This is a genomic window from Bacillus methanolicus MGA3, from assembly GCF_000724485.1.
Lineage (GTDB): Bacteria > Bacillota > Bacilli > Bacillales > Cytobacillaceae > Bacillus_Z > Bacillus_Z methanolicus_A.
The window spans coordinates 2,621,269-2,647,846 of record NZ_CP007739.1; the positions used below are offsets into that span (position 1 = coordinate 2,621,269).

At 38.7% G+C, this 26,578-nt stretch carries 26 protein-coding genes; 4 read left to right on the top strand and 22 right to left on the bottom strand.

The window, feature by feature from the left end; all coding sequences use genetic code 11:
- The first annotated feature begins 103 nt into the window (after positions 1–103).
- Entirely contained in the window at positions 104–409 is a 306-nt protein-coding gene (locus BMMGA3_RS12675; protein WP_003347434.1) for a YtpI family protein, read from the top strand.
- A gap of 158 nt (positions 410–567) precedes the next feature.
- On the opposite strand, the gene BMMGA3_RS12680 is transcribed toward BMMGA3_RS12675, so the two are convergent.
- The 3 genes from BMMGA3_RS12680 to BMMGA3_RS12690 all read right to left on the bottom strand — a co-directional run bounded on the left by BMMGA3_RS12680 (position 568) and on the right by BMMGA3_RS12690 (position 3,058).
- Positions 568–1,887 (bottom strand): CBS domain-containing protein, encoded by a 1,320-nt coding sequence (locus BMMGA3_RS12680; protein WP_003347432.1) that lies wholly within the window; start codon positions 1,885–1,887, stop codon positions 568–570.
- Positions 1,888–1,994: 107 nt separating this feature from the next.
- Positions 1,995–2,243: a hypothetical protein gene (locus BMMGA3_RS12685; RefSeq protein WP_003347431.1), complete on the bottom strand. Its 249-nt coding sequence runs from the start codon at positions 2,241–2,243 to the stop codon at positions 1,995–1,997.
- Positions 2,244–2,377: 134 nt separating this feature from the next.
- A complete protein-coding gene (locus tag BMMGA3_RS12690) occupies positions 2,378–3,058 on the bottom strand; it encodes a metal-dependent hydrolase (RefSeq protein WP_003347430.1) in 681 nt (226 codons plus the stop codon).
- A 166-nt stretch (positions 3,059–3,224) separates the two neighbouring features.
- Here BMMGA3_RS12690 and BMMGA3_RS12695 point away from each other — a divergent pair, with 166 nt between their 5' ends.
- Complete coding sequence (locus tag BMMGA3_RS12695; RefSeq protein ID WP_003347429.1) at positions 3,225–4,322, top strand: M24 family metallopeptidase; 1,098 nt, start codon at positions 3,225–3,227, stop codon at positions 4,320–4,322.
- A gap of 99 nt (positions 4,323–4,421) precedes the next feature.
- On the opposite strand, the gene ald is transcribed toward BMMGA3_RS12695, so the two are convergent.
- The 4 genes from ald to BMMGA3_RS12715 form a co-directional block, all read right to left on the bottom strand.
- Positions 4,422–5,543 (bottom strand): alanine dehydrogenase, encoded by a 1,122-nt coding sequence (gene ald / locus BMMGA3_RS12700; RefSeq protein WP_003347426.1) that lies wholly within the window; start codon positions 5,541–5,543, stop codon positions 4,422–4,424.
- Between the two features lie 488 nt (positions 5,544–6,031).
- Positions 6,032–6,598, bottom strand: a complete 567-nt coding sequence (locus tag BMMGA3_RS12705) for an HPP family protein (protein WP_003347424.1) — start codon at positions 6,596–6,598, stop codon at positions 6,032–6,034.
- 265 nt (positions 6,599–6,863) lie between these two features.
- On the bottom strand, positions 6,864–8,258 hold the full coding sequence (gene argH, locus BMMGA3_RS12710; protein WP_003347420.1) for an argininosuccinate lyase: 1,395 nt from the start codon (positions 8,256–8,258) through the stop codon (positions 6,864–6,866).
- Positions 8,255–9,460 (bottom strand): argininosuccinate synthase, encoded by a 1,206-nt coding sequence (locus BMMGA3_RS12715; protein WP_003347419.1) that lies wholly within the window; start codon positions 9,458–9,460, stop codon positions 8,255–8,257. Before BMMGA3_RS12715 ends, argH begins: the two co-directional genes overlap by 4 nt.
- Positions 9,461–9,769: 309 nt before the next feature.
- Here BMMGA3_RS12715 and BMMGA3_RS12720 point away from each other — a divergent pair, with 309 nt between their 5' ends.
- Positions 9,770–10,084 carry a hypothetical protein gene (locus BMMGA3_RS12720; RefSeq protein ID WP_003347416.1) on the top strand — a complete coding sequence of 105 codons (315 nt, stop codon included), beginning with the start codon at positions 9,770–9,772 and terminating at the stop codon, positions 10,082–10,084.
- Positions 10,085–10,127: 43 nt separating this feature from the next.
- Here the strand turns inward: BMMGA3_RS12720 and BMMGA3_RS12725 are convergent, their stop codons facing one another.
- From BMMGA3_RS12725 to sppA, 9 genes are all read right to left on the bottom strand, one after another.
- A complete protein-coding gene (locus tag BMMGA3_RS12725) occupies positions 10,128–10,640 on the bottom strand; it encodes a MogA/MoaB family molybdenum cofactor biosynthesis protein (protein ID WP_003347414.1) in 513 nt (170 codons plus the stop codon).
- Positions 10,637–11,479, bottom strand: coding sequence for an EcsC family protein (locus tag BMMGA3_RS12730; RefSeq protein ID WP_003347412.1), 843 nt, complete (start codon positions 11,477–11,479; stop codon positions 10,637–10,639). The genes BMMGA3_RS12725 and BMMGA3_RS12730 overlap by 4 nt, the downstream gene beginning before the upstream one ends.
- A 114-nt stretch (positions 11,480–11,593) precedes the next feature.
- A complete protein-coding gene (locus BMMGA3_RS12735) occupies positions 11,594–12,784 on the bottom strand; it encodes an acetate kinase (protein WP_003347410.1) in 1,191 nt (396 codons plus the stop codon).
- A 287-nt stretch (positions 12,785–13,071) separates the two neighbouring features.
- Complete coding sequence (locus BMMGA3_RS12740) at positions 13,072–14,055, bottom strand: class I SAM-dependent methyltransferase (RefSeq protein WP_003347406.1); 984 nt, start codon at positions 14,053–14,055, stop codon at positions 13,072–13,074.
- Positions 14,056–14,173: 118 nt separating this feature from the next.
- Complete coding sequence (gene tpx / locus BMMGA3_RS12745) at positions 14,174–14,674, bottom strand: thiol peroxidase (protein WP_003347404.1); 501 nt, start codon at positions 14,672–14,674, stop codon at positions 14,174–14,176.
- A gap of 129 nt (positions 14,675–14,803) precedes the next feature.
- Positions 14,804–15,289, bottom strand: coding sequence for a GerW family sporulation protein (ytfJ, locus tag BMMGA3_RS12750; protein WP_003347402.1), 486 nt, complete (start codon positions 15,287–15,289; stop codon positions 14,804–14,806).
- Between the two features lie 17 nt (positions 15,290–15,306).
- Positions 15,307–16,002: a DUF2953 domain-containing protein gene (locus BMMGA3_RS12755; RefSeq protein WP_003347400.1), complete on the bottom strand. Its 696-nt coding sequence runs from the start codon at positions 16,000–16,002 to the stop codon at positions 15,307–15,309.
- Positions 16,003–16,088: 86 nt separating this feature from the next.
- On the bottom strand, positions 16,089–16,661 hold the full coding sequence (locus BMMGA3_RS12760; protein WP_003347398.1) for an RDD family protein: 573 nt from the start codon (positions 16,659–16,661) through the stop codon (positions 16,089–16,091).
- A gap of 14 nt (positions 16,662–16,675) precedes the next feature.
- A complete protein-coding gene (gene sppA / locus BMMGA3_RS12765; protein ID WP_003347397.1) occupies positions 16,676–17,686 on the bottom strand; it encodes a signal peptide peptidase SppA in 1,011 nt (336 codons plus the stop codon).
- 151 nt (positions 17,687–17,837) lie between these two features.
- On the opposite strand from sppA, the gene BMMGA3_RS12770 reads away from it, so the two are divergent.
- Positions 17,838–18,638, top strand: a complete 801-nt coding sequence (locus BMMGA3_RS12770) for an NAD kinase (RefSeq protein ID WP_003347395.1) — start codon at positions 17,838–17,840, stop codon at positions 18,636–18,638.
- A gap of 190 nt (positions 18,639–18,828) precedes the next feature.
- Here BMMGA3_RS12770 and rarD read toward each other — a convergent pair whose 3' ends face one another.
- The 6 genes from rarD to ezrA form a co-directional block, all read right to left on the bottom strand.
- Positions 18,829–19,761 (bottom strand): EamA family transporter RarD, encoded by a 933-nt coding sequence (rarD, locus tag BMMGA3_RS12775; protein WP_003347393.1) that lies wholly within the window; start codon positions 19,759–19,761, stop codon positions 18,829–18,831.
- 270 nt (positions 19,762–20,031) lie between these two features.
- The gene (gene mbcS / locus BMMGA3_RS12780) at positions 20,032–21,618 is read right to left on the bottom strand and encodes an acyl-CoA synthetase MbcS (RefSeq protein WP_003347391.1); all 1,587 of its coding nucleotides are present in this window, start codon (positions 21,616–21,618) and stop codon (positions 20,032–20,034) included.
- A 249-nt stretch (positions 21,619–21,867) separates the two neighbouring features.
- Positions 21,868–22,074 carry an alpha/beta-type small acid-soluble spore protein gene (locus BMMGA3_RS12785; protein WP_003347389.1) on the bottom strand — a complete coding sequence of 69 codons (207 nt, stop codon included), beginning with the start codon at positions 22,072–22,074 and terminating at the stop codon, positions 21,868–21,870.
- A 97-nt stretch (positions 22,075–22,171) separates the two neighbouring features.
- On the bottom strand, positions 22,172–23,380 hold the full coding sequence (gene thiI, locus BMMGA3_RS12790) for a tRNA uracil 4-sulfurtransferase ThiI (RefSeq protein WP_003347388.1): 1,209 nt from the start codon (positions 23,378–23,380) through the stop codon (positions 22,172–22,174).
- Position 23,381: 1 nt separating this feature from the next.
- Entirely contained in the window at positions 23,382–24,524 is a 1,143-nt protein-coding gene (locus tag BMMGA3_RS12795) for a cysteine desulfurase family protein (RefSeq protein WP_003347386.1), read from the bottom strand.
- A gap of 201 nt (positions 24,525–24,725) precedes the next feature.
- A complete protein-coding gene (gene ezrA / locus BMMGA3_RS12800; RefSeq protein WP_003347384.1) occupies positions 24,726–26,414 on the bottom strand; it encodes a septation ring formation regulator EzrA in 1,689 nt (562 codons plus the stop codon).
- Positions 26,415–26,578: the final 164 nt, after the last annotated feature.

The window sequence follows — 26,578 nt, forward strand, 5'->3', positions numbered from 1 at the left end:
TTTAAAAGCTGTCCCGCGTAAAAAGAGTCGCTACTTGTGTAGCTTTTCCCGTCCATAATCGTTAAAATAATAGAAGATTGTCGAAAATGGAGGAATTGAAATCATGCCTGTATTAGCCATTTTAATTGTAATGTCACTTTCTTTCTATGTATTTTATAAAATTAAATACATCAGGTCCACCCGGCCTGCAGAAAGGCAATGGATCTCAGCCAAATCGAGAATTGCCCTCGGTTTATTTGTTGGGTTGTTTGGCTTAAATCAACTGTTTCTTTATCACACAACAGTCACCTATATTGTCGCAGCTCTGTTTATCATTGTCGGAGGATTCAGTGTCTGGGGCGGCATAAAAGCTTATAAATTTTATCTTCCGTACGCTGTCAAAGAAGCTGAGGAGCTTTCAAACAATTAGGTTTGAAAAAGCCGTTTTAACTAAACGGCTTTTTTATAGACTGGATTATCGCCGAAATCCCCTCGAGGGCCGCTTCGGTCATGCCAATGAAGTCAAAAAGCGACTTCACCGGCATGACCTCCAGCGCTTGTCGGGGATAACCAGTCGGCTCCGCTTTTCTAGCTCCGATCAATAAGCTGGCACATCATCATAGCCTTTCCGACTAGTACCCCTTCGTTAAAGACCTCAACATCAACTTTCCCGAATTTCCGCCCTACTTCGAGAACTCTCGGATAAACCTCTAACTTGCTGTCGATTTGCACAGGTTTAATAAAATAGGTCGTCATGTTCTCGACAACGAGATCGCCTTTTTTATAGCTTCTAAGAACTCGATTAGCCGCTTCCGTCACAATTGTGGTGAATACTCCGTATGAAAGAGAACCAAGATGGTTCGTCATTTGCGGTGTTACTTCACAACGGAAAACATTTTCGCCTTTTGTTTTATCCTGGACTACAGTTAATTGACTAGTCACAATATCATCGAGCGTTTCCCCTACTTGTGGCTGTCGTTGTATCATTTGCAATGCTTTTAGAACATCCTGCCTGCTGATAATCCCTTCAAGCTTATTGCTGTCATCTACAACTGGCAATACTTCAATTCCTTCCCAAACCATGATATGTGATGAAGAAGCAACACTCGTTTTTCCGCTAACTGTTATCGGATTTTTTGTCATGATTTTCTCAATCGGCGTTTCCGGTGGATGACCGATAATATCCTTTGATGTCACCATTCCTTGTACCTTCATATTGTGATCAACGACAGGAAACCGGCTGTGCATGGTTTCGTTGTTATATTTATACCAATCGGAAACATGATCATTTATTGTTAAATATATTGTCTCTGAAAGAGGTGTAAGAATATCTTCTACGAGGACAATTTCTTTTTTTATCAGTTGGTCATAAATAGCGCGGTTAATCATTGTTGCAACGGTAAATGTATCATAGCTCGTTGAAATAATCGGAAGCTGAAGCTCATCTGCCAGTTTTTTTACGTCCTCTTCCGTATCAAACCCGCCTGTTATAAGGACGGCAGCTCCAGCTTTAAGGGCAAGCTCATGGGCTTTTGTCCTGTTTCCTACAATTAGCAGGTTTCCTGCCCCGGTATATCTCATCATTGCTTCGAGCTTCATCGCACCGATAACAAATTTATTAAGGGTTTTATGCAAACCAGCCTTGCCGCCCAAAACCTGGCCATCAACAATGTTTACAACTTCCGCAAAAGTCAGTTTTTCTATATTTTCTTTTTTCTTTCGTTCGATGCGAATTGTTCCGACCCGTTCAATCGTGCTGACGTACCCTTTGATTTCTGCGTCTTTAATTGCTCTGTACGCCGTTCCTTCACTTACGTTGAGCGCCTTGGCGATCTGGCGGACAGATATTTTTTCCCCTACCGGAAGTTCATCAATATATCGCAAGATTTGTTCATGCTTCGTTGCCAAGACCTTCACCCTTTATATAAAATTTCCACATATCTATAAGTTAATTATAAGGTGAATGTCTATTTGAATTCAATTCGATATCGAAATCATGAAAAAAATCATTCGTTCTAGTCTTGATAAGAACGGGCTTTCGTTCCTGCAGGTTGACCATGTAACATCCGATTATCAGTCTTGGCTGTTTTAGGAAAATAAAATAATGCTGTCAAATTTCCTGAAATGACTATGAAAGCAAAAGCCAGCCAAACCCGGGCAAAAATTCCCTCAATCCCTTCAGCAAAAATAGATAATTTCGGAAAAGCATAATAAAGCAGGAGTGCGCAAATTAACAAACAAAGCAAATACCGATTCTTTTTCATCCTTTTCCCTCCTCAAACTGCTTGTTTTAATTTTATGCATAGGAAAAGGAAAAAAGTAGTTACATTGTCCGCTTCATTAAGAGCCACAACGTAAAAAGCGCGCAGTCTACATTCGCTGCACGCTTTTTACTTGATTAGAGTTCAATTGCTTCCCCTGCGCGAAGGACTTTCCCGCTTACACCTTCTAGCATATCAATAAATTTTTGCGGATCCTGCTTTATCGGTGGAAACGTATTATAGTGGATCGGAACCACTATTTTTGGATTGAGCAATTTTGCTGCATACGCCGCATCCTCAGGCCCCATAGTAAAATTGTCGCCGATTGGCAAAAATGCGAGATCAATCGGATGACGCTCGCCAATCAGCTTCATATCTGAAAACAAGGCCGTATCTCCTGCATGGTATATCGTTTTGCCTTCAGCCATAACAAGAACCCCGGCAGGCATTCCACCATAAATAATTTCGTTCTTTTCCGTAATGATCCCGGTGCCATGAAAAGCCGGTGTTAATTTAACTTTTCCAAAATCAAATTCATATGCTCCCCCAATATGCATTCCATGAGTATTGAGTCCTTGCCAGCTTAAATATGTAGCTAATTCAAAATTTGCAATGACAAGAGAGTTATTTTTCTTTGCAACTTCAATTGCATCTCCAACATGATCGCCATGGGCATGGGTGATAATAATCACATCGGGCTTGACATCATCTAACTTTAAATCAGTTAAACCATTTCCAGAAATAAAAGGGTCAATGAAAATTGTTTTTCCGTTCGTTTCAATTTTTACAACAGAATGACCGTGGTAAGAGACCTTCATTTTATACCATCTCCTTTCAAAGTTGCATTTAAATTATACTACAATAGAAATGCAATTCCTTCTTTTCATTTCTCTCTATACCCTAAATGGCACTAAATTAAAAGTTTACTTTTATGCTGATTGTTTGCTAATCTCTAATCATGAACGTTTATAGGAGGAAAAATGAATGAATCACCGACTTGAAAAGTTATCACAATGGATGAAAGAAACCGGTACAGATGTATGCTTTTTAACGTCGCCGGAGAATGTGTTTTATTTGAGCGGGTTTTTAAGCGAACCGCACGAACGGCTTCTTGGCCTGGCTGTTTTTCAAGAAGATGAACCGTTTTTAATCTGTCCGGGAATGGAGAAAAATGACGCAAAACGTTCCGGTTGGAATTATGAAATAATCGGGTACAGTGATATCGACAACCCATGGGAACTTGTACATAAAGCCATACAAAATCGCCTTACAAAAGCAAATACAATTGCGATCGAAAAAGAGCATATGAATGTTGAGAGGTTTGAACAAGTTACATCGCTTTTCCCGGGAGCAAGCATTGTTTCAGCAGAAGAAAAGCTGCGCAAACTCCGAATGGTAAAAGATGAAAAGGAATTAAGCGCCATTCGCGAAGCATGCGCATTAGCCGATTTTGCCATTGAAACCGGAGTTGCAGAATTAAAAGAAGGAAAAACTGAGCTGGATGTACTTGCTGCCATCGAATATGCGCTAAAGAAAAAAGGCGTAACCGAGATGTCATTTTCAACAATGGTATTAACAGGGGTGAACGCTGCTTCACCGCACGGAACCCCCGGACTAAAAAAAATTCAAAAAGGTGATCTTGTCCTCTTTGACCTTGGTGTTATCGTTGACGGATATTGTTCGGATATTACGCGAACAGTAGCTTATGGCGACATCAATGAAAAACAGGCTGCAATTTACGAAACGGTTTTTAAAGCACAAAAAGCTGCGCTGGAAGCAATCAAACCAGGGGTTTTATGCTCAGAAGTTGATCTCGCAGCACGCCGAACTATTTCGGAAGCCGGCTATGGGGAATTCTTCCCGCATCGACTTGGCCACGGGCTGGGGATCAGCGTTCATGAATATCCTTCTTTAACTGAAACAAACAATCTTGCTCTTGAAGAGGGAATGGTTTTTACAGTCGAACCAGGCATTTACGTTCCAGAAGTTGCTGGAGTGAGAATCGAAGATGATGTTGCAGTGACTTCAAACGGAATCGAGATATTAACGAAATACCCGAAAGAGCTTCAAATTATAAAGTAAAACGTACGGTACGACTTAGAATCGCGCTAAAACTAATTGTACCACAAGAAGAGGCTGTCTCATAAGGGTCATACCCTTATGAGACAGCCTCTTTGTTCTTTACATTTGTTCAAGAAGTGTTTTTGTATCAGCATATTCAAGATTATGCGCTTCTGCAACTGCCTTGTACGTAACATTACCATTAAGAGTGTTAATCCCTTTCAAAAGGGCTTCATTATCAAGGCATGCTTGCTTATAGCCTTTATTAGCAATTTGAATGGCATATGGAACGGTAACATTCGTTAAAGCGATTGTAGACGTACGCGGAACGGCACCAGGTATATTAGCAACTGCATAGTGGACTACTCCATGCTTTACATAAGTAGGGTTGTCATGAGTTGTAATCCGGTCAGTCGTCGCGAAAATTCCGCCCTGATCGACCGCAATATCGACAACAACAGATCCTGGTGTCATTGATTTGATCATATCCTCTGTAACAAGTTTAGGAGCTTTTGCACCAGGAATTAGTACAGCGCCAATGACAAGGTCCGATTCCTTAACCGCTTCTGCTATGTTATAAGGATTTGACATAAGCGTCGTAACATCTGATCCAAAAATATCGTCAAGCTGGCGAAGCCGATCGGGATTTAAATCAATGATCGTTACTTTTGCACCAAGCCCGATCGCCACTTTAGCAGCATTAGTTCCGGCCATACCGCCGCCGATAATAGTTACTTTTGCTCTCTGCACACCTGGGACGCCGGATAACAAAATTCCTTTTCCGCCATTAACTTTTTCAAGGAATTGCGCGCCGATTTGCGGGGCCATCCGTCCGGCTACTTCACTCATTGGTGTCAATAAAGGAAGAGCACCGTTTGGCAATTGTACAGTTTCATAAGCAATGCCAACTACTTTCTTTTCAATCAAGGCTTTTGTTAATTCCGGTTCAGGAGCTAAATGTAAGTATGTAAATAAAATTAAACCTTCACGGAAATAGCGGTATTCGCTCAGAAGAGGTTCTTTCACTTTCATAATCATATCCATCGACCATGCTTCTTCTGCCGTATCTACAATTTTTGCCCCGGCTGAAACATAATCTTCATCTGTAAATCCAGAACCAAGTCCGGCTCCTTTTTCAATATAAACTTCATGTCCGAAATGAACAAGGTTAACAACACCTGCAGGAGTCATTGCCACACGGTTTTCATTATTCTTTAATTCTGCAGGTACTCCAATTCGCATATTTAAAACCTCCCTTAATAAATAAAGCCGAAGCCGATTGTAAAATAACACCTTTCTTGCGAAAGAAAAAGAAATATTTCTATACTCTTTCATAAATGAAAGCACTTACATTTTACCAAAAATAATTCAAATCTCCAACAACTTAAATAATAAATCGAAATCTATAAATATGTTTTTTCATTAAATATTATGCCCCTTAAATATATCTTTACAAAATTATTGTTCGTTTTTTTGTTACAGATATTCACAAAAAGGGAACTGTATAATATTAACAAAGAAAGAGATATTCTCAGAGCATATCACCCGTTATGCTCCATGTGATGTCCTCGTTATCCGTACCGAAAAAGATAACCTAATTTAAACAATATAAAGCACGCATTCCATTAATGGTTTGCGTGCTTTCAGTTTCAAGAAATTATTTGCATTGACGATGGACTTATAGAATTCGGCAAAATCTATTACTTATTAGAGTAATGTGTATGAGAGTTTTATATCCAGAAAGTCGGATATTCTCTATTTTTGCGTAAATTATTGATTAATACCGCTATTAAAACAATGACTATTGAGCCAATTAATACTGGAGTAATTAGGTAATTCCATTTGTAAGCTCCAAGTATCACAACAATTGGATCTGCCCCAGCAGGCGGATGAGTTGTTTTTGTCATCATCATGATTGCTATTGCTAATCCTACTCCTAAAGCGATAGTCCATGGTTCATTACCTAAAAAATGGTACACCGTTAAACCTACTAGCGTAGAAATGAAATGTCCGCCTATAATATTCCTCGGCTGAGATAAAGGAGCGTTCCATACACCAAATGCTAATACACAACTTGCTCCAAATGGTGCCATTAACAAAGTTGCCGGCGTGATCTTTGTTAAAACTGCCAGAACTAAAATAGTTATAAATCCCCCAATAAATCCAGTCATAGCATCCTTTACATTTGCTTTTAAAGGACTTCTTCCCTTCCCCCTCATTTTAACCCAATAATTAGGACGAGATGAATATAATACCTCCTCCTCCTTTTTAAGCGCTGCGGCATTGCCAGATCTCATCTGAACAAACCTCCTCCTTTTTGTTCCATATTATTCAAAATTAACTAACCTCTTACTTAAATTGAATGGTACTTAACAAATTGTTTAAATCACTTGAATTTTCCGAAAATTAAAGCCCGATTTATGAGGCCATAAGTCGGCCCCTTTTATATGTAGACAGAGATCTATTTTTTTGAAAGATATAAATTATCTGAAAAATTCAGCCAACTGCAAGCACGCATTCCATCACTGGTTTGCGTGCTTATCAGTTCCAAGATATTTTCCATTACTGGTCTCCGTAATTTTCAGCTCTAAGATATTTCTTTGCTTTGTCGATGGCCTTATAGACTTCAGCAAAACCTGTTCCTCCTGCGCTATTGCGCCGTTTAACAGCATTGTAAGGGTTTAAAGCATCGTAAATGTCTTCTTCAAATAAAGGGCTTGATGCTTTAAATTCCTCTAATGGCAAATCAGCTAAAAAGCAGCCTTTTTGAACACATGATAGCACAAGTTTTCCTACAATTTCATGTGCTTCACGGAAAGGAACCCCTTTATCCGCAAGATAATCAGCAAGTTCTGTCGCATTTGAAAAATCATTCTTTACCGACTGCTCCATTTGTTCCTTATTTACTTTCATTGTACGGATCATTCCAGTGAAAATCTTCAATGAGCCTGTGACGGTTTTGACCGTATCAAACATTCCTTCCTTATCTTCTTGCATATCTTTGTTATAAGCAAGAGGAAGCCCTTTTAAGACTGTTAACAATCCAATAAGGTTACCGTAAACCCTTCCCGTTTTCCCGCGAATCAGCTCCGCCATATCCGGGTTTTTCTTTTGCGGCATAATGCTGCTTCCGGTTGAAAAACTATCATCAAGTTCAATAAAGCTGAATTCCTGGCTCGCCCATAAAATGATCTCTTCACTTAATCTTGATAGATGCATCATTAAGATCGAACTATCCGATAAAAATTCAAGGATAAAATCGCGATCACTCACTGCGTCCAAACTATTTTCATAAATGCCTTCAAAACCGAGCAACTCAGCACTATACTCTCGGTCAATCGGGAAAGTCGTTCCTGCAAGCGCACCTGCTCCAAGAGGCGATTTATTAATTCTTTTCAGACTTTCTGAAAACCGCTGTTTATCTCTTTCCAGCATCCAAAAATAGGCCATTAAATGGTGGGCAAACGAAATCGGCTGGGCCCGTTGAAGATGGGTGTAACCAGGCATAATTGTTTCAACGTGCTTTTCTGCTTTTTCGAGGAGAGCTTCCTGAAACTCATTGATTAAATCAATGATGATCAGAACTTGTTTCCGCAAATATAAATGCATATCCACAGCAACCTGGTCATTCCGGCTCCTTGCTGTATGCAGTTTGCCGCCAACCGGTCCGATTTCCTCAGTCAGCATGCTTTCCAGATTAAGATGAATGTCTTCAAGCTTAATAGAAAAAGAGAGCTCTTGTTTTAATGCCTTTTCTTTTAATCTATTTAATCCTTCAATAATAAGATGGCCTTCATCTTTCGTAAGAATGCCGCATTCAGTCAGCATGGCAGCATGTGCTTTGCTGCCTTCAATGTCTTCAAGCACTAATTCCTTATCAAACGTAATGGAAGCCCCAAACTCATCTACCCATTCCTCGGCAGATTTTGTAAACCTTCCACCCCAAAGTTTTTTCACACTGTCACCTTCTTGTTATTTACGATGCTTTGCACTTTTGTCGGCAGACCCCACAATTTGATAAAACCGACAGCTGCACTATGGTCAAAAGCATCATCTGATGTATAAGTAGCAAGCTTTTCATCATATAGAGAGTAAGGTGATTTTCTTCCTTCAATAATGGCATGGCCTTTAAAGAGCTTGACTCTAACAATTCCTGTTACATGTTTTTGCGTTTCTTTTAAAAATGCAGCGAGAGCGTCCTTTAATGGAGAAAACCACAAACCTTCATAAATAATTTCGGAAATTTTCTTTTCAATGATTGGCTTAAAGTGGGCGACTTCTTTAACAAGAGTCAAATCTTCAAGTTCTTTATGCGCTTTAATCAATGTCATCGCTCCTGGGCACTCATACACTTCACGGGATTTTATTCCGACGAGGCGATTTTCTACATGGTCAATACGGCCTACGCCATGTTTGCCAGCTAGGATGTTCAGTTCTAAAATTAATTGTGCTAAAGAATAATGTTTCCCGTTTAATGTGACAGGGACCCCTTCTTCAAATCCGATTTCTACTATATCCGGAACATCAGGTGTCGTTTCAAGGCTCGCGGTTAATTCATATGCTTCTTCAGGCGGCGCAGCCCACGGGTCTTCTAAAATCCCGCATTCATTGCTGCGGCCCCACAAATTCTGATCGATAGAAAACGGACTGTCAAGATCAATTGGGATCGGAATTCCATGTTTCTTAGCATATTCAATCTCCTCTTCACGCGACCAGCTCCATTCACGTACCGGTGCAAGTACTTGAAGCTCAGGATTTAATGCATTTATAGATACTTCAAATCTAACCTGGTCATTCCCTTTGCCTGTACATCCGTGTGCTACAGCAACCGCTCCTTCTTTTTCGGCAACTTCAACCAGTTTTTTTGCAATAAGCGGACGTGACAATGCCGATACAAGCGGATATTTTCCTTCATATAAAGCATGCGCCTGAAGCGCCATCAAGGCATATTCATTTGCAAATTCTTCTTTGGCATCAATAACATATGATTGAACGGCTCCAACTTTTAGCGCCTTTTGTTGAACAAATTCAAGATCCTTCCCTTCGCCTACATCCAAGCAGCAAGCTACCACCGAATACCCCTGCTCTTCCAGCCATTTAATTGCTACCGAAGTATCAAGACCGCCTGAATATGCGAGAACAACTTTTGGTTTAGACACAATGATTCCTCCTCATTATACGAATAAATATACAATTAACTATATTTTTATTCACTAATTGGTATTAACTTTAACAACTTTTACGAAAAATTTCAATAGTTATTCTAAAAAATGTATAGAATTTAATTTATATACAGGCATTTTGCAAATAAAAAAATAAAGGAAAATGGCTGAAAAAAGATAAATGGGAATCGCTGGGCATCCCGAAAGGAGTCAAAGCAATTTTTGCAGCAAATGAAGAACAACCTATAGAAGCTTCCATTCATGTAATGTAAAATAAGGATAACAAATTAGCGTGGGGGCTTTATCATGGTGGAATACTTTACGGAAGATAAGCGGCTTGGAATTCCTGTTCCATCGCTAACAAAAGATTGGGACGAATACAGCCGGGAAACACAACAATCGATTCTTCTCTATTGGGAAAAAATTCGCGGCAGAATTCCCGATCGAATTGCAGAACTTGAGAGCATCATTAATAAAAAACAAGCCGAATTATCGGACGAAAGTGATTTCAAACGATCGTGCCAACTGAATAGCGAAATAGCCGATCTGGCTTCAATAATTAATGACTTGTGGCTTTGGTACAGGACTAATCAAGATATTACACAAAAGCTGCACCAATAGACATGGGCTGACCCTCAACTATTGTGTCAGCCCATTTTCTTCTTTATAAGTCTTTTCGCAATTCCCTGACGACATGTCCCAGTTCCGGCAGGATTAATTTGCTCATTGCCAGCCGCACGGCACCGGTTGATCCAGGAGTTAAAAAAACAGCCTTATCTTTAATTACCCCTGCCGCTGCCCGAGATAAAATCGCGGCCGAGCCGATGTCTTCCTGGTAACTGAGCATCCGGAACAGCTCGCCAAAACCGGGGATTTCTTTGTCAAACAGGCTGCTGACTGTTTCAATCGTTACATCGCGTTTGGCAATGCCAGTCCCGCCGTTTGTCAAGATCACGTCAATATCTGAATCTTGACAGCCTTTTAATACTTCTTCCCTAATCGCAATCTCCTCGTCTTTTACTATAACGTAATCGATGATCAAGTGGCCGGCACCTTCAAGAAGCTCGATCATCAATTTTCCGCTCTTATCTGTTTGCTTATCTCGTGTATCACTTACGGTGATCACTTTACATTTTACTTTTCTCGGCGCCTCTTTCTTATGTTCCGTTGTGCTCATTGAAAACCTCCGCTTTTTTCTAATAAATATCTCATTTGATAATATTTTTGGGCAAAATCAGTGACTTTTCTTGTTAATTGATAATTTACTCCAGCCCCGATTGCCATGCTGATAAAAGGGATTCCTTGAACAGAACGGTTCTTAAATAATAGAATCAAAATTCCCTTTAAAACCTGCTTAAGAGGATGTTCAAGCCATGTAACATTTGTCAGTTCTTCTTTTCCTTCATAAAAGTAATAATCATTTACTTTTTCTAAATCCGCCATTAAATCTTCCCATGCCTGCCCCTGCAGCCTGGCAGGCAAAGTTGCCGCATGAAAAACTTTTAGAGCCGTCATCATTTCAAATGGCGTATTGACTTCAAAACTATAGGTCATTGCAATTAGTTGAACAGCCCGAAGGTTAATGACAGCCATTGCAGGGAGATCGGTTCCAAGTAACAAAACACTCCCCGTACCTGATAAACCTCCTTGCACGAATGAATATAGCCGATGCCGTGAAATTTGCTGATGAGCTATGTAACGAAGCTGATCAATATGTAATTTTTTTAAATCTGATATTGTATGAATATCTTCCTGGAATACCCGGCCTGCCGTCAGGATTCTTTCCTTTGCATCGTTTTGCAATTGCGATCCCTGGATAAGAGCGTGAAGATGAAAAAGCCAATTGTCCAGTACGGAAAAGATTTGTTTTTGTGCTTCATCCGGAAGCAAATCGAACGACCACTCCAAATATTTTTCATAAGCTGCCTCTAAATCATTTCTCACATAACTATACAGCTTATTTTCCCAACCTCTTATTTCATTTAGAACTTCCTTTTCCCGTTCTGTTAATGCCATGGAAAAAAGCCCCCTAGTAACAGCATATTTTCCTAAAGTATACCATATCCTCGGCGTCGTTTTCCCTTCAGCCAGCAAAATAGAAAAAAGACAAAAGGCAATGCCTCTTGTCTTTTATAATTTTGCCAGTCGTACAACATCACGAGCAATCATTACTTCCTCATTTGTCGGGATTATCATAACTTTTACCGGAGAATGTGGATAGTTGATAAATGCTTCTTGTCCGCGAACCTTATTCAGAGAAGGATCCCAGTATACACCCATAAATTCAAGACCTCTTAACACTTTGGCACGGATAACATCACTGTTTTCACCGATTCCGGCTGTAAAGATAATTGCATCTACACCGTTCATGCGGGCAGCGTACAATCCGATATATTTATGAATGCGGTCCGCAAATACTTCAAGTGCAAGCTCAGCGCGCTCATTTCCCTGAGCAGCTTGAGCTTCAATATCACGAAGGTCACTGGAAAATCCGGAAATACCTAGCAATCCGCTCTTTTTGTTTAATATATCGAGAACTTCGTCAGCTGTTTTTCCTGTTTTCTCCATAATGAATGGAATAAGCGCTGGGTCAATGTTACCTGAACGTGTTCCCATCGTTACCCCTGCAAGCGGTGTGAAACCCATGGATGTGTCAATTGATTTTCCGCCTTCAATGGCTGCAATACTTGCCCCATTTCCAAGGTGGCAAGAAATTAAACGCAATTGCTCAATTGGGCGTCCAAGCATTTCAGCTGCACGCTGGGAGACATACTTATGAGAAGTTCCATGGAATCCGTACTTGCGGATGCCATATTTTTCATAATATTCATAAGGCAAGCTATATAAAAACGAGCTTTCCGGCATTGTTTGGTGGAATGCTGTATCAAATACTGCAACAGCAGGAACATTTGGAAGCACTTGCTGGAACGCTTTGATACCGGTTACATTAGCCGGGTTATGAAGAGGTGCGAGTTCTGATAATTCCTCAATCTTTTTCAAAACTTCTTCAGTTATTAAGACAGAATCATCAAATACTTCACCGCCATGTACAACACGGTGCCCAATTCCTTCAATTTCATCCAGTGATTTAATGATTCCAAGAGTAGTAAGCTTATCAAGCAAAAGCTTAACAGCTTCTTCGTGGTTAGGAATATCTCTAACTTCCTTTATTTTTTCACCGTTAACGGTAATATTAAATATCCCATCATTTAGACCAATACGTTCAATTAGTCCTTTTGTAACTACTTCTTCACTTGGCATTTCAAATAATTGAAATTTTAAAGAAGAACTGCCGGCATTAATAGCAATAATTTTTGACATTTACACTACCGCTCCTTTAATAAAACAACATCTGTGATATGATGCCCATTTTAGTACAACGTTAGTTTGTACATTTGGCACCAAATATATCTTCCAACAACACATTTAATCACTAAAATTTATACTTTTCAAGGTAAATGTGATTTACTGCACAAAGTAAATATATTCTGATATTTTCCGCTTTTTTAAGTTGTAATTCCCAAAATTATTAGCAATTTTTAAAAAGTATTACAGCTTCTCATAAAACAAATAAAAACCCTGCATCTCTACAGGGTTTGATAAAGCGTTTATTTATTTTCATTGATCCATGCCTCTATTTTGCGAAAAATTTTATCAACAGCTGCTGCATTTGAAAGTGTAGGTAATTCTGCGAGCAACACCTGCTTCGGAGGTTTTACGTCATCCCCTTTTTTCTGAATGATAAAAATACTTTTTGAAGCATTTTTGTTTTTAAACATCGATAATGGAAGTTGAAGAACACCCTGGATGACCAAATATTCCTTTATAAAATCATGGAGCTGTGAAGCCTGATCACTTTCGAAAAGTCCATTTGGGATTAATAAGAACATATATCCGCCAGGTTTCAAATACCGCGTACTTTGTTCAATAAACAAATGATGCGCATATGAGTGTCCAGACTTTGCCTTTAATTCGTATTCTGCAGCCCGATCATCATCCGGATAATATCCAACAGGCAAATCACAAATAACAGCATCTTGAGGTTCAACAAATAACGGCTGAAGGCTGTCCTGATTAAACAACTGAATTGGATGGGATTGAAGATTTGCATTTACATAAGCCAATCTTATTAATAGATCGTCGATATCAATTCCTGTCGCTTCAATCGTTTTATTTGGCTGCATGTTAAGAACCGTTGTTAAAAGGTTTCCAGTGCCGACCGCCGGATCCAATAATTTGAATGATGGTGCTTTTATAAACTTGCTCACTAAATAACCAAAAAGCATGCCGACAGCATCTGGTGTCATTTGATGGTTCGGCTGCACGTTTTCCTTCATGCCTTTTAAGATCGATAATTGGTATGCTTTCCGAATTTCTTCATTGCTATATTTCTCCAAGTTAATCTCTTTATATTTTTTTCTAAGCCTTTTAACCGTGATTTCACTTAATTCCTCTTGCAGAACTGTGTCCTGAAACAAATTTTCCCCGGTCTCAGCCAGGGCATCCAAATATGTACATGATAATTCTTCTTGCAATATTTGTGCTGTTTCATTAAATACAGTAAATAATTTCTCTACAGCAGAGATACCCAAAAAACATTCCTCCCGCTCTATTTCTATTGTTTTATTGTAACGGGCTTTTTTAAGGGAGACAAGTTTGACGGCTGCATAAAAAAGACCCCGGTCAACACGGGGCCTTCAACATGTGAAATTACTTAGCTTGTTTAGCAGCTTCGATTGCAGCTTCATAGTTCGGATGGTTTGTTGCTTCACTCACATATTCAACATATGTAACGGTGTCATTAGAATCAATAACAAATACAGCGCGGGCCAATAATCTAAGCTCTTTAATTGCTACTCCGTACGCTTCACCAAAAGAAAGATCGCGGTGGTCAGAAAGTGTTTGGACGTTTTCAATTCCATTTGCTCCGCACCAGCGCTTTTGGGCAAACGGCAGATCAACGCTGATTGTTAATACTTTCACGTTATCAAGCTTCGATGCTTCTTCATTAAATCGACGGGTTTGTGCATCGCAAACACCTGTGTCGAGAGAAGGAACAACGCTGATTAAGCGGACCTGGCCTTTTGTATCAGCTAAAGTTACTTCAGACAAATCGTTAGCTAATACTTTAAAATCAGGAGCTTTGTCTCCAACCTTTACTTCATTTCCTAATAAAGTTACAGGGTTTCCTTTGAAAGTGATTGATGCCATCTGAACTCATCCTCCTTAAAAAACATATGTACTGTGTAAATCATATCTTTTTAGAATCTTTTTTGCAATTAAAAGATTTTTTTCACAAAAAAAGTTAACCTTCAAAAGAAAGTTAACTCAAGTCATACTTTAAAAATCCAAATCTTGTTTTGATTCGTTAAATGTGCTGTTCTGATGCTCTTGATACTTGTTTTTGTTCGAATCATTTTTCTGATCAAACATTTGCCTGATTTTCTCAACGGCCTGCGGTGCAAGATCCAATATTTTTTCATAAAGATGTGTACTTTCATCAAGATGGAGCATTTTTACACCTTTCGAATTAACTATCAAGAAAGCGATTGGCGTAATAGAGACACCGCCGCCGCTTCCTCCTCCAAAAGGATGCTTGGAATGGCCTTGTCCCAGTCCCTGACCATGTGAGGACCCTGATCCTGTTTCGTCTATGACAAATTCGCTTCCGCCTGCTGCAAAGCCAAAACCAACTTTTGAAACAGTTAATATTACGCTTCCATCCGGGGTTTCAACGGGATCACCAATTATTGTATTAACATCAATCATTTCTTTCAGACTTTCCATCGCAGTTGTCATTAATCCTTGAATAGGATGTTCGGACATTTCTGCATCCTCCTTTTTTAGACGGATTTTGTTTTATCATTAGAAAAGGCTGACAGCGCCTTCGATCGAAACTTTGGCCTTCCGCCTTTCCAATATTTAATCAGTTTTAATCCTGCTAATATAGCATGCCCGACTTGAAATTGAATCATACATTTGAGAGTTGACTGGGAAAATGCTCTCTGAAAGTTTGGTGTAATAGATATTTTTGGCATTACTTCCAATTTCAAATTGATGCTTAAGACACTAATAATGCTTACCTTTACTGCCCAGAGCGCTCCTATCAGCATGCCGGTGTAAGCTGCATCACCGGTACCAGCAACTGAGAACCATTCGAGTTGTTTGATCGATACCTTTTTCAAAAATTTGCGGATTATTTTATGAAGTCCAATAACATGCGTAAGAATTTCTTTTGAATCTTTAAAAGTATTAAGCAAGTCTTCTGCCGAATATTGCTTAGTCTCTTCTTTACTGGGATTCTTCTGATGTCCCGTCTGTTTTTCTTGTTTCAAAACGATTGTAGGGGAATTCTCATCTATTTTGATAAGCGGGATTTTCAGCTTGTATCTAATAAGGCCGAACCACGCTCTAAAATCCAACTTTAAATGGTCGTTATCTTGAACGTGATCATAATTCAAATATATTGTTAGCTTTGATGCAAGAACGATAATCAATAAAAAAATCAGGATCGCTAAGGCAATGACCAGCCACTTCACTAAGCTCACAACCTTTCAGCCTATTATTATTGTCTCAAATAAAAAAAATAAACCTGCCATCAGTAAATTTTGGCAGGTTTCATTCATTATTTTTCGTGTATAACTGTCGTATCCGCAAACAAATCATGAAGTCCCTGTTTTTTCGGAAGAAAGGCAACAATAACATAACCGACGAAAACAGTAGCGGAAATAAATCTCCCTATCCACTCTCTAAACAAGACCGTCCCCCAACTTAATTTACCGCCATCAAGATCGATAACTTTCAGTCCAAATACCATTTTGCCCAATGTTTGGCCGAAAAATTTGGTCATTAATAGAAAGTAACCATAGAATGTAATTGCTGTCGCAATTGATATTGGAGCAAACATGCTTAGTTCATGGAGGGGCAAATCAAAAAGCCTGAATAACGGGTTCACGATCATTCGGTCAATACTTCCGATTACTAGCAGGTCAAGAAGGTATGCCCAAAACCGCATCCAAAATCCAGCATAACGGAAAATCGTTTGCTCAGCTGGCATTTTTACTTGTTTAGGAACGGATGAGTTTGACCCCTCTGTGAAAGAAGAAAAGTTCTCATTGCTGCTTTGATCTGATAATTCTCCCGTATTATTTTGTTCAGAACCAATATGATTTTGATTCCCAAAATCGTTAGAATTCATTTTCTCTTCCCCCTTTACTCAGCATATAGATACATTAGTCTAGGAGAATTCGGATGTGAAAGCAACTTCAAGATGCCGGCCATTTCCATATCTTCTCCCATTAATTTATGCGCACTCATTTTGAATAAAGAGCCAAATCCAAGGTTTTCCGTATAACTGACAACTTCAGCACCATTTAAATGATGGTCTTTTTTCAAAATCTTAACAACATCATCAAAGTAACCAAATCCATCAATTAGATTTAATTTCTTTGCCTGGCGTCCGTCATAAATTCTTCCATCAGCGATTTTCTTTACTTTTTCGACCGGGATTCCGCGTCCTTCAGAGATTACTTTTACAAAACCTTCATAAGAGTTATTAATCATTGACTGCAAAATCTTACGCTCTTCTTCTGTCATTTTTCTTGTTGGGCTCATAATATCTTTAAATGGTCCACTTTTAATCGTAACAAAGTCAACTCCGTACTTTTTGGCAAGGCCGGCATAGTTCACTCCTTGCATAATGACCCCAAGAGAACCTGTCAATGTTTCAGGGCTTGCGAAAATCTTATCAGCTGCAGCAGAAATGTAATATCCTCCTGAAGCTGCCATCGACCCCATAGAAACGTAAATCGGCTTCTTCGTTTCTTTTTGGATTTCCACAATTTTATCGTGAATTTCCGCACTTTCAACTACCCCGCCGCCAGGAGAATTAACCTTTATAATAATAGCCTTAACAGTTCTATCTTTTTTTGCATGATCAAGCTGTTTCATAAAAGCTTGATGATTGTATCCGCCGTTCTCAAATAATGGCATTGCATCACCTGTATCTTGAATGACTCCATTAACACTCAGTACAGCAATTTTCTTCAAATGGTTGCCTTTTTCGATCACTTGTTCTGAAAACATTTTGTCATTCATCGCAAACAAATCATTCAATGAAGTTTCAAAATCCTTAGACACGGACGCGGATAAAAAATTAATAATAATCGAAACAATAAATAATCCCGCAGCAATTCCGAGTGCTGCCCAGCGTTTTTTGTTCATGCTGTTAACTCCTCCTTTATATTGTTCAAAATACTGTTACGTTTCAAATAACAAATTGTTTCAAAAATTGTTACACTAAGTTTAGATTATTATTTTATCAAATTGGGGAATATTTGGAAGGAATACAAATAATTATTTGGAGGTATGAAAAATGCCTGATCGCCGCAACTTATATTTTTTCCATAAAAGAGACGAAGAATTGCAAGAAAAATTAGATCACCTATATGACTTAGCGAGAAAATACGATTTCACTGTTGTTAAAGATTATCGGAATGCGAATATTATTGTCAGCATTGGCGGGGATGGAACCTTCTTGCAGTCTGTCCGCAAAACAGGTTTTAGGGATGATTGCTTATATGCGGGTATTTCAACTACAGAACATTTAAGCATGTATTGTGATTTTTATATTAACGATATTTCCAAAATGGCTGAAGCAATGGCAAATAAACAAATTGAAGTTAGAAGATACCCGACGATTGAAGTAACAGTTGACGGTGAATCAAATTTCTTTTGCTTAAATGAATTCAGCATTCGCTCTTCTATTATTAGAACGTTCGCCATGGATGTTTACATTGACGATCTTCATTTCGAAACCTTCCGTGGTGACGGAATGATCGTTGCCACACCAACTGGAAGCACTGCTTATAATAAATCCGTAAACGGATCAGTTGTTGATCCTTTGCTTCCATGCATGCAAGTGAGCGAGATCGCTTCCATGAACAATAACAGCTACCGAACGCTCGGATCGTCTTTTATTTTGAGCGGCGACAGAAAATTAACCTTAATGGTTGTCCCGGATGGAAACGAACACCCGACAATGGCAATGGATAATGAAGCATTAAGTATTAAGCATGTAAGAAAGATTGAAGTGAAATTAAGTGACAAAATCATTAAGACTGTAAAGCTTAAAGACAATTCATTTTGGGAAAAAGTCAAGAGGACATTTTTGTAAAGGATGTTTTAAAATGAAGCCTTTTTCCTTGTTAGGTTGGGAATTTAAAACTCATGCGCGTTTTTTGGAAGAGGCTGTCTCATAAGGGTCTGACCTCATGCGCATTTATCAATTTATAGCACATTTATCCAACATTATTTCCTATATATTGTGTTATGGGGTCTGACCCTTAGGCTTTTGAGACAGCCTCTTATACTTCCATGCCTTTTCCTCTTTTAAGTTTTAATTCTAAAGCGGCGGCCAATTTTGTCCGCGACACAGAATAGATTGTAAGTGCTGCCCAAATAAAAGTAAACGATAATAAATGCAGTTTTGTAAACTGTTCACCATATACAAAAATCCCTAATATCAATGTGATCGTAGGTGCAATATACTGAATGAAACCCAGCATTGATAATGGAATCTTTTGCGCTCCCTTTGCAAAATAGAACAATGGTATGGCTGTTGCAGCACCCGCTCCGATTAAGAGAAAGTCAGTTGGCAGCGATCCATTCAAAAATGCGCTTTCTCCACGAATAATCAAATAACCGCTATATATAAGAGCAAGAGGAGTGACAGCCATTGTTTCCAAAGTCAGACCGATCGCTGAATCCACTATAATTAACTTTTTTGCCAGACCGTACAGTCCAAAAGTAAGAGCAAGCATGATAGCTATCCATGGAAAACGACCGTATGATAATGTCAAAATAAGAACTCCGACAAATGCCAGGAGAAACGAAAAGTATTGGGCGATAGACAGACGTTCTTTTAAAACAATCATTCCAAGCAATACACTGACAATCGGATTAATATAATACCCTAAACTTGTTTCAATTATTTGGCCATGGTTCACTGCCCAAATATAAAGAAACCAGTTGACACTTATAAGAAGAGACGCTGCACCAAGTGCCATAAATTGTTTCTTATTGGCCGTGAGTGCACGAACGGTAACGGTAAATGCCTTCCATTTATTTGTCAAAAGCAGTACAGCAAGCATAAAAATAAATGACCAAAATATCCGGTTTGCAAGTATTTCATGCGCCTTCACATGACCAAGCAGTTTCCAGTAGATCGGAAGGATTCCCCAAAGAAAATAGGAAAAAGCGGCATAGAAAACTCCCAACTGTTGTTCATTTTTTATCATAGTGTTGTTCCTCAATTCTTTCTAGTCTCGAAATAATATTATTATAAATCGAAAGAAGGAATGCCGCCAATTTTTTTACCGGGATTTACAATCTCTTAAAAAAGCTGACTAAAAAAGCAAAAAGTCCGATCTCTCCAATACAATATATAGACAAACATTCTATATATTGTCATTATTGGAGGGAGTCAGACCCTTATCAGTCATCCACTTCCATCTTTCTAATTTGCTTTTTCTCCGCCAACATCATCGAAAATTCCATATATTGCTGCTTCAAGATTCTTTCAGTGCTTCCATTTCTTTTTGACGCAGTTCAACTCGCCTGATTTTACCGGAAGTAGTTTTTGGCAATTCAGGTATAAATTCAATTTTACGCGGGTATTTATATGGGGCAGTCAGTTCTTTTACATGTTCCTGCAGTTGCTTCACGAGATCCGGGTTGTTTGGATCAACACCGTCGCGTAAAACGACAAATGCTTTAACAATATGGCCGCGAATTTCATCAGGACTTGCAACGACGGCACATTCTTTTACATATGGATGTTTAACAAGAGCATCTTCGACTTCAAATGGTCCAATTGTATAACCGGAACTGATAATAATATCGTCCCCTCGGCCTTCAAACCAGAAATAACCGTCCTCATCTTTTTTCGCTTTATCACCAGTAATATAATAGTCGCCGCGGAATTGTATAGCCGTTCTCTCAGGATCTTTATAATAGTGTTTAAAAAGGGTCGGAGTTTCAATGTGAACAGCAATATCACCAACTTCGCCAACGGCGCAAGGTTCTCCTTTTTCATTTATGATTTCCACTCTGTTTCCAGGAGTAGGCTTGCCCATTGAACCAGCTCTTAATTCCATTCCTTTAGTGATACCGACGAGCAATGTATTTTCCGTCTGTCCATACCCATCCCTGACATCCACATTAAAATGTTTCTTAAAGGTATCAATTACTTCCCTGTTAAGCGGTTCACCGGCCGATACTGCACTGCGCAGATTAGGGAGCTTATACTCATGTAAGTTCTCGACTTTGGCCATTAACCGGTATTCCGTTGGAGTACAGCATAAAACATTTACTTCATATTTTTCGAGAAGCTGCAAGTATTTTTTTGGTTCAAACTTGCCATTATAGGAAAAACCGGTTGCACCTGATCCCAATACAGATAAAAACGGGCTCCAAATCCATTTTTGCCATCCCGGACCGGCTGTTGCCCAAACCATATCGCCTTCTTCAATCCCTAACCAATTAGCTGCTGCAATTCTTAAATGGGCATATGCCCAGCCGTGTGTATGAACAACACCTTTTGGATTTCCGGTTGTTCCAGATGTATAAGATAAAAATGCCATATCATCCTTAGTCGTATCTGCCAGAGGGAATTCGTCTGAAACCTTCGTCATTGCTTCATCCAAATGAATCCAGTTATCCGAATTTCCGCCAATCACAAATTTATGCAAAGACCGAGCTTCTTCAATACCTGAAAATTGGTCTACATATTGATAATAGCTTACAATCCCTTTTACATCACCATGGCTGATTCGGTATTGCAAATCCTTTGTACGTAGCATTTCAGAGCTGGGGATCACAACAAGACCAGCTTTTAATGCAGCTAAATATACTTGGTATGCTTCAATCAACCTCGGAACAGTAATGAGAATGATATCTCCTTTTTGTAAACCATTTTCCGAGAAAACGTTTCCAATTTTGTTTACATTTTTTATTAATTGCTCATATGTTATCTCTTTTGTTTCTCCTGCTTCATTTTCCCACTTTAGAGCAAGTTTTCCTGGATCCTTTCCAAACCGCTCTATTTCAGATACAAGATTGTATTTTTCAGGTGCAATGAAATCCCCCAGCTTCATTAAAAATCCCCCTTAAATATTTTTCAAGTCAAGCTACATAAATGACCCTGTACAAAAAATATTATACTAAATTATTAAAAAATTTAAAATTATGTTTTAATTGGAAATTATAAATACACACTTGAAGACGAATAACGAAAAAGATAGACTCTGGAGTGATTTGGGGTGTAATTATTATAAAATTCCTGCAAATTAAAAAGGAGCAGGTATTCAAACCCGCTCCTTGTAGCCATTGATATTTTATTTTTATTATTTAGAGAAACCCCCGCCTAATTGTTGTTCAGCCATTTGAACTAAGCGCTTAGTAATTTCTCCTCCAACTGAACCGTTAGCGCGAGAAGTAGTATCTGCACCTAGGTTAACTCCAAATTCAGTTGCAATTTCGTATTTCATTTGGTCTAGAGCTTGTTGGACTCCAGGAACTAATAATTGATTTGAATTGTTGTTTCGTGCCATGTGATATCACCTCCTTGTAAATATAGAATGTGTATTATCACATGGCTTCATTCAACAGATAGACTGGTAATTGTTTCACAAAATATCAGTGAACATATTAAAACAGTTCATCAAACGATTCTTCTGCTTTTTTCGCTTGAGGCTTTATATGAATGACTTCTGTTTGGTTTACAGCTTTTTCAATAAGCGGCTCAAAATCAATATAACTTTCAAAATGATTAACTTTGTCTCTTCGCGGATTTGTTTTTGGCGAAGAAGGAACAAAAACGGTACAGCAATCTTCATACGGACGAATCGAAATATCATGGGTTCCAATTTCTCGCGAAATTCCAATAATTTCTGTTTTATCCATTGCAATGAGTGGCCGCAGCACAGGTGTATTCGTAACTTCGTTGATCGTATACATGCTTTCAAGTGTTTGGCTCGCCACTTGTCCAAGGCTTTCTCCCGTAATAATTGCAAGTCCGTTATACTTCTTCCTTAATTCATCAGTAATTCTAAGCATCAATCTCCGTGTTACTGTCATCGTATAATTATCTGGCACTTTTTTTTGGATCAATTGCTGGATTTCTGTAAATGGGACAACATAGAGAGTCATAAATCCACTTACTTCGGAAAGTTTTTCAGCAAGATCAATCACCTTTTGCTTTGAACGTTCGCTTGTAAAAGGCGGACTGTGAAAATGAACGGCTTCCACTTCCAGTCCTCTTTTCATAGACAAATATCCAGCAACAGGGCTGTCAATTCCTCCTGAAAGCATAAGCATCGCTTTGCCGCTTGATCCGATAGGAAGTCCGCCTGCACCACGAAAATTCTCGCAAGTAAGATAAGCTGCTTCTTTTCGAACCTCAATCTGCATGTTAATATCAGGATTCTTTACATCCACCTTTAGACCATCGATATTTTTTAAAAGATGGGCTCCAAAAGTATTATTAATTTCATCAGTGTTTAATGGGAATGTTTTGTCCGCCCTTTTTCCAGTGACCTTAAAGGTTTTTCCTGGCTTATATAAACTCTTGAACAAGTCAAGAACCGCTTCTTTCATTACTTCAATATCTTTTTCAACCTTCACAGCTGGACTGAAAGATTGAATGCCAAACACGCCTTTTAACCGAGAAATAATTTCTTCGCTGTTTTCACCATTTAATAATACATACATTCTATCTCTGCTTGCTTCTATTTTCGCATTAGGGAAATCTCTTAGTTCTCTCTTAATGTTCATTTTTAATTTTTCAACAAACTTATTCCGATTTCTTCCCTTTGTCGTTAATTCTCCGTAGCGAATGAGAATTCGGTCATAATTCATATTAGCTCATTACCTCTCCTAGTTGTTTTATTGTCTGTCTTATTTTATCAGCTGCATATAAAGCTTCTTCCATTGTATTCTCATATGACAAGCTAATACGGATCGCACTGTCCGCCTCTTCTTCCGGCACACCCATGGCAATCAGTGTTTTACTCGGTGATTTCTTTTTTGAAGAACAAGCACTGGTCGTTGATACGTATATATCTTGTTCTTCAAGAGCATGAACAAAAACTTCGGCTTTAAACCTTCGAACTGAAAAGTTCAGAATGTGGGGAGCAGACCCTTCCTTTGGGGTATGAACCTTAACGCCATCAATTTTTTCTAGTTCTTTTCTTAATGTATCCTTAATCGCTTCCATTTGATGTATACCTGTCTCTCTTTTTTGAAGCGTCAGCCGCAAAGCTTTCGCCATGGCGACCATTCCTGCAACATTTTCTGTTCCGCTCCGTATATTCAACTCCTGGTTTCCGCCTGACAACAGCGGCGATATCCTTACTCCATCTCGAATAAACAGAGCTCCCGTGCCTTTCAAGCCATGAAATTTGTGCCCGGAAATCGTGCATAAGTCAATCCCGCACTCATAAAAATTCAGCGGAACTTTTCCAGCTCCTTGAACATGGTCAACATGAAAAAGAATTTTGGGGTACTTCTTTAACATCATTCCGATTTCTTTAATTGGCTGTACCGTTCCAACCTCATTATTGATATGCATAACAGATACAAGGATCGTATCGCTGCGAATCGCCTTCTCTACTTCTTTCGCATTCACCCTCCCGTTTAAATCAACCGGAACATAAGTCACATTAAAGCCGAGTTGTTCCAGCTGATTGATCGCTTCCGAAACAGAAGGATGCTCAATAGAAGTGGTAATAATATGACGCCCTCTTCCACGATAAGTAAGCGCAGCACCCTTAATGGCAAGATTATTGCCTTCCGTTCCGCCAGAGGTAAAATATATTTCACTATTTTTTACATTTAAAAGCCTGGCCACCTGAGACCGGGCTTGTGTTAACAGCTGTTCAGCCTTTCCTCCAATATTATGCAGGGAAGATGGATTGCCAAAATATTCTGTTGAAACTTTAACGAACGAGTCAATTACTTCTTCATATGGTTTTGTAGTTGCACTATTATCAAAATAAATCATGGCCTTCCCCTTTCTATTACGGTAATGCAACTGTTAATCTTATCACAATCTTTTACAAATGAAAACGATTGGGCCTTTTGATCCTGATTGCGGATTCGTTTAATTTCAAAAAAAGCAAATGAATTGAATTCTCATTATTATTGTGGACAAATCAGTTTATATCACATGATAAAAACAGGTCCGCACGATTGGAACCTGTTTTTATTCTTCAGAAAGCAGGGTTTCAATTTTCTTTAAAGCTCCCGGTTCTATTTCTTCGATTGATGCGGCCGCTTGTTCAAGGGCAAGCCGATAATCGTAGTTGCGAAAGGCTGCTTCAGCTTCTTGCAATCCTTTCGCTACAGAAGGATAACGGCTTCGATAACGGTTGCCATATTGAATGACTTTCTCCGCTAATTTTGCATTCTCGACCAATTCATTCGTTGAATCAGTTAATTTATTAACAGTCAATACGGCAACCTCAAGATATTTCCGTACAGAATTCATATTTAGCGGCTTTTCTTCCAATCTGTCTATCACATTTTGAATACTTTCCTTCGCTTCTTCCAATAAATATTGATAATCCTGAGATAAGCCCGGGATATTGCTTTTTGATACAAGGCGGATCATTTCTCCAACTTTTTTCGTAAGATCTTTTACTTGCTCACGTGCTTCCATTTCATCTTTTCTCAAGGCCTTAAGTTTTTCTTCAAACGCTCTTTGTTCATCACGAACCGCATCAAGCATGGCTTTCATTTCCTGTAATTCTTCACTTAAGACGGTTTGTGCAGTATCATTTTGTTCAATACGATTTAAAAGAAGCTCATACCTTTTTTCTAAAAAGGCCAAATGTTTTTCAAAACGCTTTAAGACCTCAAGTTCCTGTTCCGGCAGGTGATAGCTTTCTTGCACATGTTCTGATTCCATTCTCAATTTTTCATTTTCTTCTAAAGAGGCTTCAAGAAGCTCCTTTGCTCCCTGTACATTCTTGCTAATAAAATGTTTTGCAAATACCTCTTTTTCAAGAAGGTCGAATAAAAATTCAATCCCATCTTTCAGTTCATCGATTCCTTTCTCAACTTCCTCAATCTCAAGCTTTTCTATAAAGGATAAAAATTTTTCAAGCTGTTTTTCATATTGTTCTGTCTCTTTTTCCAATGGAATATGGTCAAGAACATATCCTTGTGAGACCATTTCCCGGTAGCCTTCCTTTAATTCATTTAATTGTGCAGGGAGATTTGTTTGGCACTCCAGCAATAATCTTGGAATGGCATCCATTTTTTGTCTGATTTTTTCAAGCCGTTCCTTAATGAAAAGAACGATTTCCCTTGCCTCAAGGTAATTCCCATTTTTTGTTTTTTCATCAAACTCTTGAAATTTGCCAATGACTTCTTCGAGCTCTCGTTCAAGTTCATTTTCTGCATTCCCGTAGCTATGCCGATGTGCAAGCAAGTTTTTCTTGCACTCCCTATAAAGTTCCTTTAACTCTTCAATTTCCGTTCTGTTTTTTTCCTCGCTGCCGACGAGATCATTCAGCTCGGTAAGAATGCATTGTATTTTCTCTTCCGTCTTTGAAAGCTTTTCCTCTATAAGAGCAGTTACTTCCTTCGCCTTGCCAAATCTGTATTTGTCAATATACTCCTCAGCATCAAACAACAGCTCTTCTACATCAGGCAAATCGGTTGTAACGATTTCATCCCATTCATGCCGCCATTTTTCAAAAAGTTCCTCTGTTTGTCCGGTCATATTCAGTTGCTTAACTTTTGCCATTTCATCAAGTACAGGGCGGTCCATTATGTTAATTTTCCATGATTCAAGTCGGTCTATTTCTTTATAATGTTTTTTTCTTATAAAAAAACCAGTCAAAAACAAACAAAAAATAATGATGAACGCACCAATTATGTATTCCATAATAAACCCCCAGTTTCAACACCGATTTTGGAGCAATTTTAATTTTATATAAATATTTTACGAATGTTCATTTCAATGTTTTTATGATACCATGTAAACGACAATTTTTGACTATTATTTTCTTTTTTTTGAACAAAAAGCTTCGACATTGAATTTTTTACTAG

Excerpts from the sequence above, each read along its gene's own strand:
- BMMGA3_RS12675 (WP_003347434.1), top strand. The coding sequence starts at position 104 with ATGCCTGTATTAGCCATTTTAATTGTAATGTCACTTTCTTTCTATGTA.
- BMMGA3_RS12685 (WP_003347431.1), bottom strand. The coding sequence starts at position 2,243 with ATGAAAAAGAATCGGTATTTGCTTTGTTTGTTAATTTGCGCACTCCTG.
- BMMGA3_RS12690 (WP_003347430.1), bottom strand. The coding sequence starts at position 3,058 with ATGAAGGTCTCTTACCACGGTCATTCTGTTGTAAAAATTGAAACGAAC.
- BMMGA3_RS12695 (WP_003347429.1), top strand. The coding sequence starts at position 3,225 with ATGAATCACCGACTTGAAAAGTTATCACAATGGATGAAAGAAACCGGT.
- ald (WP_003347426.1), bottom strand. The coding sequence starts at position 5,543 with ATGCGAATTGGAGTACCTGCAGAATTAAAGAATAATGAAAACCGTGTG.
- BMMGA3_RS12705 (WP_003347424.1), bottom strand. The coding sequence starts at position 6,598 with ATGAGATCTGGCAATGCCGCAGCGCTTAAAAAGGAGGAGGAGGTATTA.
- BMMGA3_RS12720 (WP_003347416.1), top strand. The coding sequence starts at position 9,770 with ATGGTGGAATACTTTACGGAAGATAAGCGGCTTGGAATTCCTGTTCCA.
- BMMGA3_RS12725 (WP_003347414.1), bottom strand. The coding sequence starts at position 10,640 with ATGAGCACAACGGAACATAAGAAAGAGGCGCCGAGAAAAGTAAAATGT.
- BMMGA3_RS12730 (WP_003347412.1), bottom strand. The coding sequence starts at position 11,479 with ATGGCATTAACAGAACGGGAAAAGGAAGTTCTAAATGAAATAAGAGGT.
- BMMGA3_RS12735 (WP_003347410.1), bottom strand. The coding sequence starts at position 12,784 with ATGTCAAAAATTATTGCTATTAATGCCGGCAGTTCTTCTTTAAAATTT.
- tpx (WP_003347404.1), bottom strand. The coding sequence starts at position 14,674 with ATGGCATCAATCACTTTCAAAGGAAACCCTGTAACTTTATTAGGAAAT.
- ytfJ (WP_003347402.1), bottom strand. The coding sequence starts at position 15,289 with ATGTCCGAACATCCTATTCAAGGATTAATGACAACTGCGATGGAAAGT.
- BMMGA3_RS12760 (WP_003347398.1), bottom strand. The coding sequence starts at position 16,661 with ATGAATTCTAACGATTTTGGGAATCAAAATCATATTGGTTCTGAACAA.
- sppA (WP_003347397.1), bottom strand. The coding sequence starts at position 17,686 with ATGAACAAAAAACGCTGGGCAGCACTCGGAATTGCTGCGGGATTATTT.
- BMMGA3_RS12770 (WP_003347395.1), top strand. The coding sequence starts at position 17,838 with ATGCCTGATCGCCGCAACTTATATTTTTTCCATAAAAGAGACGAAGAA.
- rarD (WP_003347393.1), bottom strand. The coding sequence starts at position 19,761 with ATGATAAAAAATGAACAACAGTTGGGAGTTTTCTATGCCGCTTTTTCC.
- mbcS (WP_003347391.1), bottom strand. The coding sequence starts at position 21,618 with ATGAAGCTGGGGGATTTCATTGCACCTGAAAAATACAATCTTGTATCT.
- BMMGA3_RS12785 (WP_003347389.1), bottom strand. The coding sequence starts at position 22,074 with ATGGCACGAAACAACAATTCAAATCAATTATTAGTTCCTGGAGTCCAA.
- thiI (WP_003347388.1), bottom strand. The coding sequence starts at position 23,380 with ATGAATTATGACCGAATTCTCATTCGCTACGGAGAATTAACGACAAAG.
- BMMGA3_RS12795 (WP_003347386.1), bottom strand. The coding sequence starts at position 24,524 with ATGATTTATTTTGATAATAGTGCAACTACAAAACCATATGAAGAAGTA.
- ezrA (WP_003347384.1), bottom strand. The coding sequence starts at position 26,414 with ATGGAATACATAATTGGTGCGTTCATCATTATTTTTTGTTTGTTTTTG.